At 62.0% G+C, this 15,317-nt stretch carries 8 protein-coding genes and 2 pseudogenes; 6 read left to right on the forward strand and 4 right to left on the reverse strand.

Annotation, left to right across the window (positions count from 1 at the left end):
• Positions 1–551 precede the first annotated feature (551 nt).
• From mnxG to OH720_RS10085, 5 genes and pseudogenes are all read left to right on the forward strand, one after another.
• Positions 552–6,380, forward strand: coding sequence for a manganese-oxidizing multicopper oxidase MnxG (gene mnxG, locus OH720_RS10065; RefSeq protein WP_272605472.1), 5,829 nt, complete (start codon positions 552–554; stop codon positions 6,378–6,380).
• 97 nt (positions 6,381–6,477) lie between these two features.
• A pseudogene (locus OH720_RS10070) lies at positions 6,478–6,729 on the forward strand (hypothetical protein); the annotation flags it as partial.
• A 147-nt stretch (positions 6,730–6,876) separates the two neighbouring features.
• Positions 6,877–7,967, forward strand: a pseudogene (locus tag OH720_RS10075) (alpha/beta hydrolase).
• 60 nt (positions 7,968–8,027) lie between these two features.
• The gene (locus OH720_RS10080) at positions 8,028–9,083 is read left to right on the forward strand and encodes an alpha/beta hydrolase (RefSeq protein ID WP_272605473.1); all 1,056 of its coding nucleotides are present in this window, start codon (positions 8,028–8,030) and stop codon (positions 9,081–9,083) included.
• Between the two features lie 19 nt (positions 9,084–9,102).
• A complete protein-coding gene (locus OH720_RS10085) occupies positions 9,103–10,275 on the forward strand; it encodes a (R)-mandelonitrile lyase (RefSeq protein WP_272605474.1) in 1,173 nt (390 codons plus the stop codon).
• Here OH720_RS10085 and OH720_RS10090 read toward each other — a convergent pair.
• A complete protein-coding gene (locus OH720_RS10090) occupies positions 10,263–11,156 on the reverse strand; it encodes a LysR family transcriptional regulator (RefSeq protein WP_272605475.1) in 894 nt (297 codons plus the stop codon). The genes OH720_RS10085 and OH720_RS10090 overlap by 13 nt on opposite strands.
• 60 nt (positions 11,157–11,216) lie before the next feature.
• The gene (locus tag OH720_RS10095; protein ID WP_272605476.1) at positions 11,217–11,690 is read right to left on the reverse strand and encodes a GFA family protein; all 474 of its coding nucleotides are present in this window, start codon (positions 11,688–11,690) and stop codon (positions 11,217–11,219) included.
• Positions 11,691–11,794: 104 nt separating this feature from the next.
• Here OH720_RS10095 and OH720_RS10100 point away from each other — a divergent pair, with 104 nt between their 5' ends.
• Positions 11,795–12,679, forward strand: coding sequence for a LysR family transcriptional regulator (locus tag OH720_RS10100; RefSeq protein ID WP_272605477.1), 885 nt, complete (start codon positions 11,795–11,797; stop codon positions 12,677–12,679).
• A gap of 59 nt (positions 12,680–12,738) precedes the next feature.
• On the opposite strand, the gene OH720_RS10105 is transcribed toward OH720_RS10100, so the two are convergent.
• Complete coding sequence (locus OH720_RS10105; protein ID WP_272605478.1) at positions 12,739–14,043, reverse strand: MFS transporter; 1,305 nt, start codon at positions 14,041–14,043, stop codon at positions 12,739–12,741.
• A 47-nt stretch (positions 14,044–14,090) separates the two neighbouring features.
• Positions 14,091–15,269: a M20 aminoacylase family protein gene (locus OH720_RS10110; protein WP_272605479.1), complete on the reverse strand. Its 1,179-nt coding sequence runs from the start codon at positions 15,267–15,269 to the stop codon at positions 14,091–14,093.
• Positions 15,270–15,317: the final 48 nt, after the last annotated feature.

Here is a 15,317-nt window from a genome sequence, read left to right on the forward strand (position 1 = left end):
GTGCGCGTTACTCAGTAAATATTGAGGATCGATAGCATTTCATGCTGCAACTTTGTACCTGGATTCTCCGATTTTACTGAGCGAAAAAGCGGGCTCGGTAGTTGCTGTGGTGAAAGTGTGTCAAAGTATGTCAGGTGCTCGTGGATTCAGCTGGGTTCAGTTTCAAGGGAAGTTAACCCTCGTCGAAACGTAGGCTGGTGGGGAAATGCACCCACTGGTGGGGAACTTTGTTCGAGGTGGAAGTTCTGCCGTTACAGCTTGTGCGCTGTTTCATAATTGATACTGCTACTTGCTGCAGGCAATAAAATCCCGAGTTTTTGTTGTTGGGGAAGTATCCGTGACAGTTATTCGCGCGCGCGAGATATGTGGTTTTTTCATACATAATTTGAAATAAGTTAGGGGTGGGTGGTGGAACTAAGTGGGGAAAAATATTTCCCCGGTTGTGGGTTGTAAATTTCCAACTAATTGAATTAAAACTTGATTTGTTTTTGGCGCGATATTTGCGAGGCCGAAGTTCGTCTAAGTGTGTGCTGACTTGGAGGACTATCCAAATGATCTGTTCGCAACTGCACTCTCAAATCGACCTTGATGGCATCCGGCGCTGGTTGAGGAAGCCGCAAGGCTTGGCCTTGCTCGCTGGCGTATGGCTCGCCGGTGGCGAGCTGGCCGAGGCAGCGGTGCAGTGCCAGCGCACCTTGGTGGCCAATGTCGTGGCCATGGACCAGCCGTTGATGTTCAACCGGCTCGGTGCGCATAACCCCAACGGCATGATGTTCGCCCTGCGTACGGATGTGGTTGACACCAAGGGGGTATTGATCACCCAGGGCGGTAGCGCCATGCCAGGTCAAGTCACCTTGCGCCCGGACAAGCGGCCGCGGCCATTGGTACTGCGGGTTGCTGCCGGAGATTGTCTGACGGTCAACCTGCAAAACCTGTTGGCTTTCCAGGCCAACCCCAATGGCGAGGGCATCGACCACGAGAACGCCGCCAACGGCGAGTTGCACGTCGACGCTCAAGTCGCCGACCGCCATGTGGGTTTCCAGGTCAACGGTCTACAGGCATTTGGCTCGATCAACGATATTTCCGCCAACAGCGGGCGTAACGACAACACCTTGCTGGCACCCGGGCAAAGTCGTAGCTACACCCTCTACGCAGAACGCGAAGGCACTTTCGCGGCGACCAGCTACGGCGCCACCTTCGGCAGCGAGGGTTCTTCCGGCAACGTCGGCAACGGCCTGTTCGCCCAGGTTGTGGTGCTGCCCAAAGGTGGGCAGGCCTATCACAACACGGTCACCGAAGAAGACATGCGCCTGGCGACGCGCGGGCGGACACCGGCCGGCCAGCCGATCATCGACTACCAGGCTCGCTACCCGATGCTTGAGCCCTGGATCGCGGAAGGCAAGGCAGGCAAGCCGATCCTGAGCATGGTCGACGGCAGCGAGATCATTGCCAGCAATGCAGACGCAGTGGTCATGGGGCCGAATGCCGATGGCAGTTTTCCACCCACCACCTATCCACTTGAAAGCCAAGGCAAGCGCAACCCCAGCCTGCCCAATCGCCTGGAGCCGTTCCGCGATTTCGCTGCGGTGTTCCACGACCAATCCGCTGTCATCCAGGCGTTTCCAGGGTTCTGGGGTGATCTGGCGTTCGGTCAGATGCTCGATCCGACGCGCGACGCCTTCATGGTCAACTACGGTTCCGGAGGCATGGGCGCCGAGGTCATCGCCAACCGTGTGGGTGTCGGCCCCATGCATGATTGCTTGTCCTGCGCCTATGAAGAATTCTTCCTCAGCGCGCACACCACCGGCGATATCGCGATGCAGGTGGACGTGCCGGCCAACGCCGGCCTCGAGCAGCTGGCGCCCGGCCAGGTAGCGCCGGCCGACAGTGTCGGTATCAAGGCAAGCATGGCGCTGTATCCGGCCGAGCCTTCCAACGTCGCCCATAGCTACCTGGGCGATGCGGTGAAGTTTCGCAATATCAGCGTGGGTTACGAGCAACACGTTTTCCATTTGCACGGCCACCAGTGGTTGTTCAACCCCAACGATGACAACTCCGACTACATGGATGCCCAAGGCGTCGGCCCGGGCTCGGGTTACACCTACGAAATCGCCAATGGAGGCTCCGGCAACCGCAATCGGGTGGTCGGCGATGCGATCTATCATTGCCATTTCTACCCGCATTTCGCCCAAGGCATGTGGGCCATGTGGCGCATCCATGATGTGTTCGAGGAAGGTACGCGCCTGGCGGTGACCCAAGAAGGCAACAACGACTTTCATGCGCAGCCGTTTGCCCTGCGCAGTGGCTTGCCTGCTTCGGGTGCCCGGGCCTTGCCCGATGGCGAGATCGTCGCCGGCACACCCATTCCGGCGATTGTGCCCTTGCCGGGCAAGGCTTTGCCGCCGATGCCGGGTAAGGTGGCAGTGATCCCGAAACTGAGTAGTGAAACGCTGACCTCAGACCAGGAGCCGGGTGATGACAGCGAAACGCCGGCTGCACCGAGAGTCGTCGGCTCGGTGGCCCTGGTCGATCGCAGTGAAGCCAACCGCAACGCCGATGGCAGCCTGAAAAATCCAGGCTACCCATTCTGGATCGGCGGCGTCGAAAGCACCGTCGGTCAACGGCCGCCGACGCCACCTCTGGACATGCTCGATGCGCAAACCGCCACGGCCTTGAAGGACAGCGGCAAGGCATTGTGGGCGGCGCTGGATCCGGCTCAGGCCGGTGGTTGGGATGGCGGCCTGCCTCGTCATGGCCTGGATGGCTGGGCGGCTGGCGGCGATGCGCAGGTGACCACCACTTTGCTGGACATGAGCAAGGCCCTGGAGCGCGCCAAACCGGTGTATTTCCCGGAGGAGGGTACCGAGGTCGAACAGTCGGCCATGGCCTTCCATGCCAAGCCATCACATGCCAGCTTCGCCGTGCTGCCCAATGGCCAACTGCTGCCGCGCGACTTCCTGACCAACGGGGCCCCTCCGGTGGCGGGTGCGCCTTTTTTCGAACCCTGTATGGACGACCGGCAAAAACGCCTGACCCGCAGCGCCGGAGCAGGCTATTTCAACAGTGGTGAGCGTCTCGACGCCCAGACGTTCAGCGGCGCCTCGATGTTCAGTGCCGATCACCCGCGCGTCTACAAAGGCGCCAATATCCAGTTCGACGCCGTGTTCAACAAGATCGGCTATCACTTCCCGCAAACCCGCATCCTCACCCTGTGGGAGGATGCGTGGCCGGTGATCAACAAGCAGCGTCCACCGGAACCGTTGGTGATGCGCATGAACACCTTCGACTGCACCATGTACCAGCACACTAATCTGGTGCCGTCAGTCTACGAGCTCGACGATTACCAGGTGCGTACGCCAACCGACGTCATCGGCCAGCACATTCACTTGCCCAAGTGGGACCTGACTGCCGCCGACGGCTCGGCCAATGGATGGAACTACGAGGATGGTGTGCTCTCACCGTCCACCGTGGTCGAGCGTATCCACGCCATTCGCCGGTTCAACAATTGTCGGGACGGCGACCCACGTGAAGGCACCGGGAACTGTCCCGTGGCCAAACAGCACCCATATTTCGGACGGTTCAACCGCGCTGACTGGCTGGGTGCGCGCACCACGCTGCAACGCTGGTTCGCCGACCCTGTGCTGAACGTGCACAACATCGATCGCGGCCTGGGCAATATCTTTACCCATGACCACCTTGGCCCTTCGACCCACCAGCAAGTTGGCATGTATGCCACCGTGCTTGCCGAGCCTGCCGGTTCCAGGTGGTACCACGCCGAAACCGGCGAGACCCTGTACAACGGTGGAGGCCGCCAGGACGGCGGCCCGACGTCGTGGCAAGCCGTGATCGAGACCGGTGATCTCAACGGCGACAACAAGAACGATAGCTTTCGCGAGTTCTTCCTCGAGTTCAGCGACTTCCAGCATGCCTATGAGGCCGGTGTCTACGTCGGCGCGGGCCCCGATGGTATTCCCGATGCGGACGCCTTCCCGGCCACGGCGGACAGCTTCCGCTACGCCATCAACCCGCCTGCGCGCAAGACGGCCGCCAACCTGCTGGAGTCTGTCGTGGAAGTTGCAAGTGGCCAACTGCTGACGTGCCCGTCGCGGCCGTGCCCGCAAGCGATCTCGGCTTCGGATCCTGGCATCTTCGTCGTCAACTACCGCCACGAGCCCCTGGGACTGCGCATCTACGACCCGAACAAAATGGCGCCAGACGGCAAGCGCGGCATGCAAGCCGATGGCCTGGCCGGTGACTTGGCCCATGCCCTGCAAAACCGTACCGATCGGGCAATCCCTGCACTCAACCTGGCCCCCAGTGCGATCACCGCGGCGACCGGCCCCACCGGCGGGGTCACGCTATTGCCCAAACATATCAACCGGGGGGACTTGCCGGGCGATCCGTTCACGCCGACGTTGCGAACCTACACCGGCGACAACGTGCGCCTGCGGGTCAATGCCGGCGGCCACGAAGAGGAGCACAACGTCACGGTGCACGGCGTGAAATGGCTGCATTCGGGCAGCGGCTTCGGCAATAGCTCCAACACCGGCTGGAAGGCATCGCAAATGGTGGCGATTTCCGAGCAGTTCGGCTTCATGGCACCTGTGGCGATGATGTCCAGTGCGGCCAGCGATACCGGCGATTACCTGTATTCCATGGATGCTTCCCTGGAGGGCTACTGGAGTGGCCTGTGGGGCATCATGCGCAACTATTCGCAGAGCCGCAGTGACCTGTTCCCGCTTCCGAACAACCCCAGGCCGGTGGCCGCGCGCAACACGGTCAATTTCAATGGCGTGTGCCCGCGCATCAGCCCCAATCCCAATGGCATCGGTACCCGGCCGACGGTACAGCGTAACTACGAGGTGGTCGCGGCCCTGGCCAACGATATCCTCGCCAACCCGTTGGGCCTGACCATTGGCGACCCGGCAGGTACCGGCCAGCATGTTGGCGGCCCGCTCAATCCGCTCGGTGGCACCCTGGTCTACAACCCAAGGCCGGTTACTGTGCCGCTGGTGACGATCTTCGATCCTGAAGATGGCGAGACCTTCACCATTGGCGGGCAGTCCGGCCCGTTGCACGATCCGACCGCCATCCTGTATGTGCGCAAGGCCGACCTGGACCCGGTCAGTGGCAAGCTAAAGCCCGGGGTGCCGGTCGAGCCGTTGGTACTGCGCGCCGCCGCCGGCGATTGCATCAACATTACCCTGGAGAACCGCCTGCCTCTGATGATGCCGGACCTGCCGAACTACGCGGTGATGCAAGGCACGGTCAAGCGAGACCGTTCCGGTGCGCAAGGCTCAACCACCTTCAACAACAACCTGATGCGGCCCTCCAGCCATATTGGCCTGCACGCCCAGTTGCTGACCTACGACGTCAGCAAGTCGGACGGCTTCAACGTCGGCAGCAATCCGGTGCAGACGGTGGCGCCACGGGCAAGCAACACCGGTGCGTGGCCAAGCCGGACCTATCAGTACTACGCCGGGCACCTGGAGCGCGCCGGTCAGCCGGTCGCGTCACAGTTGGGGCGCAACGTCGACACGATCGAGGCGACCCCCATCGAGTTTGGTGGCCTGAACCTGATGTCGGCCGACCCGATCAAGCAACCGCAAAAAGGCCTGGTGGCGGCCATGTCGGTGGCGCCGGCTGGGGCCACCTGGCAGGAGGATGCTGCTTCCAGAGCGTCGGCCACGGTGCAGCCGCCGGGCGTCAGCAGTTATCGCGACTTCGTCATGGTCTGGCAGAAGTCCCTGAACATGCGCTGGGCCAACGGCTTGCCAGTGGAGAACATGTCGTCTGAAGGACCGGGCATTCCCAACGACCCGAAAGACAACTCGGACATGGCCATCAACTACAAGAGCGAGCCCCTGTGGTACCGCTTCGCCCGTGCACCGAACGCACCATTCGGCCAGGCGGGTGGCAATGGCCTGGGCGCTGTGCCCAACGCTCACATGGCCTACAGCAATGCCCTGGTCGGCGGCGATCCGGTAACGCCGATACTGCGGGTCAAGCCCGGGCAGCCGTTCCGCACCCATGTGCTGATGCCTTCGGGCGGTAGCCGGGGCGCGACCTTCCAGCTCGACGGGCATGTCTGGGCGTTTAACCCGTTCCAGGCTGAAAGGGTGGACCTCTGGGGCTACCCAATGAAAGACGCGGGTATTGGTTCGGTACGCTTTGGCTACAACCCCATGGCCATGTACATCGGCGCCCAGGAAAGCGTACTGCCGGCCGCGCATTTCAGCTTCATGTTCCCCAGCGCCGGCGGCGCCAACGCGGTACCTGGCGACTACCTGTATCGGGACTATGCGGCCTTCGGCAATCTGGGCGGCATCTGGGGGCTGCTGCGAGTCAGCGATGAGCCCGCGCCGAATACCGCGCGGTAACAGGGTTGCCTGGCGAGGAGGGCGACAGGGTGAACGCAGGCGCATGATGCAAAATAATGTGCTAATAACCAGGAGTCGCCTTAATCGCCGGGCAGCGCTGGCGGGCCGGATAGATCCTCAGCTCGCGCGCGAACGAGCCAAAGCAGACACCACCCGGCGACGGAGTAAATTCGAGCTGCATGTGCGCCTTCAACAGGCGCTACTGAGCTGGTATTGCACTATGGATGAAGTGCTTCCCGGTAGAGTGCGATTCGGGTTTCCTTCAAAAATGCCCACCGTGGAAAAGCTTGAGGGAAGATATTTGGTCACGGCCTTTGATCAAATGATCGCATCGCTCCCCAGAAAATAATCAGCTCTTTTGCCAAGAGGGATTTGATTGTCGTTTGACTGATCGAACTTATGTGAATCTGGTATCAGTGCTATGTGATTAAGGCGGTTTATCGATTAATCGCTGAAAGGTAATTTGCTCTCGGCGATATCAAACCGAGAGCAAGCCATGATCCAGCGTTTCATCCGTCAATGCGTGCCCGCCGCGGCAAAGGCCGGCAGTCTGTGTTTTGCCCTCGGCGCCGGTGCCTTCGTCAGCGCTGAGGGGCAGGGGCCACTGGTCATCAAGGAGCAGGGCAGCCTCGTAGCCGGGGGCGGATCGATGACCCAGCCGGGAACCTTCGACCCCTATAAACCCTTGATGCCCGATGGCCAGACCTATCACGGCGACCATGTGTACGCGTTCTATCAGGTACCCGTCGACGCGCGTCCGTTGCCGATTCTCATGCTGCATGGCGCGGGGCAGTCCGCGAAGTCCTGGGAGACAACGGCCGACGGCCGTGAAGGGTTCCAGAACATTTTCCTGCGGCGAGGATTCTCCACCTACCTGATCGACCAGCCGCGGCGCGGCGATGCGGGGCGAAGCCTGGTTGAAATGACGATCAAGCCGCTGCCGGACGAGCAGTTGTGGTTCAACCAGTTCCGCATCGGCCTGTGGCCCGAGAGTTTCACGGGCAGTCAGTTTCCCAGTGGGCAGGCGGCACTGGAGCAGTTCTTTCGGTCGATGACACCCAATACCGGGCCTTACGATATAGACGTCGTATCCAATGGCGTTAGCGCGCTGCTGGAAAAAACCGGGCCGGCCATCCTGTTCACCCCCAGGGCGGCGGCCCCGGTTGGCTGGCGGCGATCAAAAGCCCGAATGTGCGAGCCATCGTGGCGTTCGAGCCGGGCAGCAGCTTCGTGTTTCCCGAGGGCGAGGTGCCCGCACCGATTGCCAGCGCGTTCGACACACTCGCGGGGCAGGCCGTATCGGTACAGCAGTTCAAGGCGCTGACCCGCATTCCCATCGTTATTTTCTACGGCGACAACATCCCCGAGCAACCGGTCCGGTTGCCGGCCCAGGACAGTTGGCGCGCGCGGCTCGAGATGGCGCGCCTGTGGCGCGATGCGGTGAATCGCCATGGCGGCGACGTCAGGCTCGTCCACTTGCCGCAGATCGGTATCAAGGGCAATAGCCACTTTCCTTTTTCGGACATGAACAACCTCGAGATCGCTGACCTGGTTTCGCAGTTTCTCGCTGAAAAAAATCTGGACTGAACCAGCGCGCGGCGCTGTCGGCCATCTCTCTCACTCACTTGAAATGTCAGGAGTACTCCCATGCTGCGAACCACGTTGAAGGCCTCGTTGATGGCGGCCATGATCGGGATGTCGGGCGTCGAAGCCGAAGCTGCGGACTACAAGCAGAATCCATTCACCTTGACCTACGGTGGCGCCCTGACCAGGAACGAACCGGGCAAGGTCAATATCCATCCGGTCAGCTACAAGCTCGATGGCCTGGACATTGCCGCCAATGTCTACACCCCGGCGAACTATGATACGGCGAAAAAATACCCGGTCATCGTCGTGGCGCACCCCAATGGCGGGGTGAAGGAGCAGGTCGCGGGCCTGTATGCCCAGCGCCTGGCGGACCAGGGCTACATCACCATCACGGCGGATGCGGCGTATCAAGGCGCCAGTGGTGGCGAGCCACGCAATGTGGACAAACCGGCCCATCGCATCGAAGACATTCATGGCATGGCGGACTTCATTGCCCGCTATCCCGGCGTCGACAGCAAGCGCCTGGGCTTGCTGGGTATCTGCGGCGGTGGCGGTTATTCATTGGCGGCGGCGCAAACCGACAAGCGCTTCCAGTCGATTGCGACCTTGAGCATGTTCAACTCGGGGCTGGTCCGCCGTAATGGCTACCAGGACTCGCAGCTGTCGACGATTCAGCAACGCCTGCAGCAGTCGTCGGCGGCCCGTGCCCAGGAAGCAGCGGGTGGGGAAGTGCTTTACGTCGGTGATGCCAAGCTGACCGATGAACAGATCGCCAAGTTGCCGTTCGATCTGTATCGACAGGGCTTCGAGTATTACGGCAAGACCCACGCCCACCCCAACTCGACGTTCCGTTACACCCAGAGCAGTTTGATGGACCTGATGAGCTTCGATGCCACGGACCAGATCGAGCTGATCGACAAGCCGTTGCTGATGATCGCCGGCAGCAAGGCCGACAGCCTGTACATGTCGCAACAAGCCTTGGCCAAGGCCACCGGTACCCAGGACAAAAAACTGTTCACCATCGAGGGCGCGACCCATATCGACACCTACTGGGTGCCTGCGTATGTGGACATTGCGATGGACCAGCTGACCGCGTTTTACCAAAGAACGCTCTGACTTGAAGGGATACGTGCTCATGAAAAACACCTTGATAGGCATTGCGGTGTGCGCGGCAGCCCCCTTTGCCGACGCCGCTGCAGACAAAATCAGCGAGTCCCGCCGGCCCGAGCAGCAGATCAGCCGGGCGGGCACTCAGGCTGCGGTAACGGGCGCTGCGGAAAATTTCACCGGTCGGGTACGTGTCGATCCCCTGTTTCCCGCCACGGACGAGATCAATGCGTCTGGCGCTTATGTCAGCTTCGAGGCGGGCGCACGCTCGGCCTGGCATACCCACCCTGCGGGACAGCGATTGGTGGTGACTTCCGGCGTGGGGCGGGTCCAGGAGTGGGGCAAGCCAGTGCAGGAAATTCGTCCCGGCGATGTGATTATCTGCCCTCCAGGTGTCAAGCACTGGCATGGCGCTGCGGCGACGAGCGCCATGACCCACCTGGCCGTGACGGGCTCGGTGGATGGCAAGAGTGTGCAATGGCTGGAGAAGGTCAGCGACGAGCAATACCACGCCCAAGGTTCGCAGGCATCGAAAACCGAGCCGGCAACCCAAGCCGTTTCCGAGACGCTGTCCGCCAGGCAACAGGCCATCCCGTTGATCGCCGCCGCCATGGCCACGAGTAACATGCCCGGGCTCAATCGCGCGTTGAACCAGGGGCTGGATGCGGGACTGACGGTCAGCGAGGCGAAGGAAGTCCTGGTGCAACTCTATGCCTACAGTGGCTTCCCGCGCAGTCTCAATGCACTCGGCGAGCTGATGAAAGTGGTGGAGGCGCGCAAGCAACGCGGCGTGCAGGACGACCCGGGGCGCGAGCCCGGTCGGCTCATTCCCGTCGGCGATGAACTGCTGGCGGCGGGCAAAGCCAACCAGACGCGCATCGCCGGTGCGCCGGTGCAGGGTCCGTTGTTCGACTTTGTCCCTGTGATCAATCAATACCTGCAGGCGCATCTGTTCGGCGACATCTTCGAGCGCGACAACCTGGACTGGCAAAGTCGAGAACTGGCCACCGTCGCTGCGTTAGCCGTCACGCCCGGGGTCGAGCCGCAACTGCGTTCGCACATGGCGGCCAGCCTCAGGGTCGGCCTGACGGCGGCGCAGTTGCGTCAGCTGATCCGGCTGCTGGCTGACCAGGGCGATGCGGCCGCCGCCACACGCGCCGGTGAAGCGCTCGATACTGTCCTGGCCAATCAGCCCTCATAACGCAGGGCTTCGCGCAGCAAGGTAAAGGCCGGTGAACTCTGGCGCCGGCTCGGATAATAGAGGTGGTAGCCAGAGAAGGGTTCGCACCAGTCCTGGAGTACATGAATCAGCCGACCCTGCGCGACATGCTCCAGCACCAGGTCCTCCGGCATATAGGCCAGCCCCAACCCCTGGAGGGCCGCCTCCAGGCGCATGGCGATATTGTTGAAAACCAGCTGGCCTTCGACCCGTACCTTCAGTTCCTGCCCGTCTTTCTCGAACTCCCAGAGGAACAGTCCGCCGTAAGTCGGCATGCGCAGGGTGATGCAGTTGTGCACCGTGAGGTCACTCGGGATGAGCGGCCTGGGGTATCGGCTGAAATACGCCGGGGAGCCCACCACCGCCATGCGCATGTCAGGGCCGATGCGCATCGCGATCATGTCCTTGGCCACTTGCTGGCCCAGCCGGACGCCAGCGTCGAAGCCCTCCGCGACGATGTCGGTCAGGCCATAGTCGACGATGATTTCGATGTTCAGGTCGGGATTGTCGGGCAGCAGTTTCGCCAGTACCGGATGCAGCAGCGTGATCGCCGAGTGCTCACCTGCGGTGATGCGCAATTTGCCGGCCGGCTTGTCGCGGAACTCGCTGAGCAACGCCAGCTCACTGTCGATTTCTTCGAACCGCGGAGCGATCACCCGCAGCAAATGCTCACCGGCTTCGGTGGGGGAGACGCTGCGCGTGGTACGGGCAAGCAACCGGACCCCCAGACGCTCTTCCAACTGACGCATGGCCCGGCTCAACGCCGGTTGCGACATGCCTAGCCGCGCGGCGGCGCGGGTGAAACTGCGCTCCTGGGCCACGGCCGCGAAGATCGCGAGTTGGTCGTAGCTTTCGACGGTCATTGATACACCCCTGTTATAAACAGGCTGCGATTATGCCATCTGTGCGCTTGATCGCCCGGTTTAATCCAAAGCCGGTAACGGCGGAGTCGAAGTCAACGCCTGTTCGTTCAGGGCGCTTGCGAACGCTTCAGGCGTCGGGCTTTGTGGCCATTGCGCGACGCCCACCGGCAGCGAGACCCAGGGTTGTTTGCGCTCGACCCAGATATGCGCCATGGGCGTCAACCGCTCGGCGCCATCGAGCACCCCCGCACGCACCACACGCATGCCGGGGGCGGCCGTCGTTTCATTGAACAGCCGGGTGAAGCAGGTACCGCAGGCATACTGGGTGGAGATCTGTCCGTCATGGGCATGGCTGTAGGTGAGCGTGTCGCCGGACACGTCCACCGCCTGCGCGCTGCACAGCATGTGCAAAGCGAACGCGCTGCCGCTCCAGCGTTGGCAGTCCAGGCAGTGGCAGGCGTACAGCGGCGCAAGCGTTTCGGTGCGCAATTGAAGATGGACGCGCCCGCATCGACATTGACCGGTGAAACCCATGGTGCTGCTCCTTATACTGCTGCGTGACAAATGAGAGGCACATGATCGCTGTTCCTCGCGCGCGGCAGAAGACAACAAATGGAGCAACCGTTGGTAAGGAATGTATGAGCGGCCTTGAATGGGAAAGCCAGCGGGTGTTTCTGGCCGTGTTACGCAGTGGCAGCCTGTCCGGCGCGGCACGGATGCTGGGCATTGCCCAGGCGACTGCGCGTCGACGGCTGGAGAGTCTCGAATCAGGACTGGGCGTTACTCTGTTCACCCGCACTCCCACGGGTCTTACGCCCACTGCGTCAGCGAAGGGGCTGATCCATCATGTCGAGTCCATGGCGATCGCGGCCGAGGCGTTCAATCGCATGGCGAGCGGCGAAACGGAGGTGTCCCGCGGCACCGTCAGGCTGGCCAGCAGCGACTTTCTGGGCGTTGAGGTGCTGCCCGGATTGATCCGCGAATTTCACTACCAACACCCTGGTCTGAAGCTTGAGATGAGTATCGGCGACTCGCTGGAGGACATCTCCCGCCAGGCGTCGGACATTGCCGTGCGCCTGTTGCGCCCAAGCGAAGCAGGGATCGTCGCGCGACGCACCGGGGCCTTGCGTATCGGCATATACGCCAGTGCCGAGTGCCTTGACCGCTACGGCGAACCCGCGAGTATCGAAGCGCTACGACGTGCCCCGTTGATCGGGCCCGACCGACGTTCTGCCGACCTGCGCCGGCTGGTCGACGTGGGGCTGTGTACAGCAGACCAGTCATTCACCATTGCCACCGACAACCACCTTGCCCAACTCGCTGCGCTCAAGGCCGGCCTGGGTTTCGGCTTGTGCCCGGCCACGGTGGCGGCGACCCATGGCCTGATCCAGGTCCTGCCGGAACACTTCGGCTTCGAGGTCGACGTGTGGATCGCCATGCACAACGACCTGCGCAAGGTCGGGCGCATCGCCAGGACGTTCGAAGCCCTGGGGGAGGCGTTGAACAGGTACCTGGTGAGTTGAACAGTCGGGAAGGTGATATCACGTCAGGGCGGCGGCGCTGCCGGCTTGCCAGCCCCGGATCAATCCAACGCTCTGCCAGCCGTTTCCCTGACCCTCACCAACCCCACCAACGTAAGACCCAAACACACCATCACGTACAACGCCGGCGCATTATTATTCCCCGTCAGGCCAATCAACCCGGTCGCGAAGAACTGCGCGAAACCCCCAAACACCGAAACCCCCAGGCAATAAACGATCGACAGCCCAGTGGCACGAATCGCCCGCGGAAACAGCTCGGTCACCAGCACCAAGGTCGGCACGGTGATCAGCACCAACAGCAGGGTGGTGCCCAGCGAAACGAGCAACAGCGTGCCCAACGCGGGAACGTGATTCATCAACATGAACGCCGGATAGATCAGCAACAACATCGGAATCGCGCCCAGGGCAATGGTGCGGCGCCGGCCGATGCGATCACTCAATCGGCCAGCCCAGATCGACAGGCTGATCTGCACCAGCGCACCCAGACAGGCAGCGGCGGTGCCCATCTTCATCGGCAGGTGAAGCACCGTGACGGTGTAATTGGTCATGTAATCGAGCACGATGTAACTGGATGCCGTGCTGCCGATGACCAGCAGCACACCGGTCAGGATGGTCTGGCGATGGCGGGTGAATATCAGCCGGATACCAGACCGGTTTTCAGCGCCTTGCTCTATGTCGGCAGCGGTTTCCTTGAGATGGCGGCGAATGTAGACGCCGACCGGAATCACCAGGATGCCCAGCACGAACGGCAAGCGCCAACCCCAGCTTTCCAGTGCCTCGTCAGACAAGGTTGAGCTCAGCGCCAGGGCCACCAGCGCCCCGAGCAGGAAGCTCAGGCCCTGGCTGAACAGCTGCCAACTGCCATAAAAGCCGCGATTTTTGTCGTCGGCGTGCTCCATCAACATCGCGGTCGACGCGCCAACCTCACCCCCGATGGCGAAGCCCTGTATCAAGCGCGCCAGCACGATGATCACTGGCGCGGCGATACCAATCTGCGCATAGGTGGGCGCGATGGCGAACAGCAGCGACCCCAGGGCCATCAGCCACAGGGTCAGCATCATCGCCGGTTTGCGCCCGACCCGGTCGGCATAGGCGCCCAGCACCAGGCCGCCGATGGGGCGCATGCCGAAGCCGACGCCGAAGGTTGCCAGCGACAGCAGCAGTTGCCCCAGCGTGCTTTCGACGGGGAAGAACTGCCGGCCGATGAGGGTGGCGAAAAAGCTGTAGACGGAGAAGTCGTAGAACTCAAGGCCGGAGCCGATGGTGATGGCGGCGATGGCGCGTGCGCCGATCGGTCGACGCACCGTAGTGGCAGCCGGCGCAATGGTAGAAATGGGCGTGGACATGTGCGAACTCCAGAAGGCGAGGGCGATACCCGGTTGTCGAGCGCGAATCAGGCCAGGAAGGTTTCAACCAGACGAACCCAATAGCTGGCACCTGTGGCCAGGCAGTCGTCGTTGAAGTCGTAGCCGGGGTTATGCACCATGCAGCCGCCCTCACCGTCGCCGTTGCCAATCAGCAGGTAGCAACCGGGGCGGCGCTGCAACATCACGGCGAAATCCTCGCTGCCGGTCAGCGGTTTCATGTCCCGGACCAGACCGTCTTCACCGACCCAGTCCAGCGCCACTTGACGGGCGAATTCGGTGATTTCGGGATGGTTGAACAGCGCCGGGAAACGTTGTGCCTCGTCGACATCAATGGTGGCGCGGGCGCCGAAGCTCGCCGCCTGGGTTTGCGCCACGCAGGTAATGCGTGCAATCAGTGCATCGCGTACCTCGGTCTTGAGGGCGCGCACGCTCAACTGCAACTCAGCGTGATCGGGAATAACATTGGCGGCGATGCCGGCGTGGAACGCGCCGACGGTGACCACGGCGGTGTCGAGCGGATCGACATTGCGCGCGACGATGCTCTGCAACGCCATGACGATGGCGGAGCCGGCCAGCACTGGATCAACCGCCTTGTGCGGCATGGCACCGTGACCGCCGACGCCATCGATGCGGATGGTCACCGTGTCGGTCGAGGCCATGAATGGTCCCGGCAGGAAACCGAGTTTGCCCACCGGCAGCCCCGGCATGTTGTGCATCGCGAACACCGCATCGCACGGGAACCGCTCGAACAGCCCGTCATCGAGCATGCGCTGCGCGCCGCCGTCGCCTTCTTCGGCGGGCTGGAAAATCAACACCAGCGAGCCATCGAACTCGCGGCTCTCGGCCAGGTACCTGGCTGCCGCCAGTAACATCGCTGTGTGACCGTCGTGACCGCAGGCATGCATCACGCCTTCGTGGCGACTGGCGTAGGGCAAGCCTGTCTGCTCGATGATCGGCAGGGCGTCCATGTCGGCGCGCAGGCCGATCATCCTGTTGCCCTGGCCGTGACGAAGTAGCCCGACCACGCCGGTGCCGCCCAGGCCACGGTGTACCTGGTAGCCCCATGCCTGGAGTTTGCTGGCCACCAGGTCGGCGGTGGCGAACTCTTCGAAACTCAGTTCCGGGTGGGCGTGGATGTGTTGGCGCAGCGCGATCATCTCGTCTTCGAGCGCGCGAATGCCGGGCAGCGCAGGCAGGTTGAGCATCACAGGTTCCTCGTTTTTATTGGTCGTTTTTGGATGTCCGACTGATAC

This window comes from Pseudomonas sp. WJP1 (genome assembly GCF_028471945.1).
In the GTDB taxonomy this organism is placed as follows: domain Bacteria; phylum Pseudomonadota; class Gammaproteobacteria; order Pseudomonadales; family Pseudomonadaceae; genus Aquipseudomonas.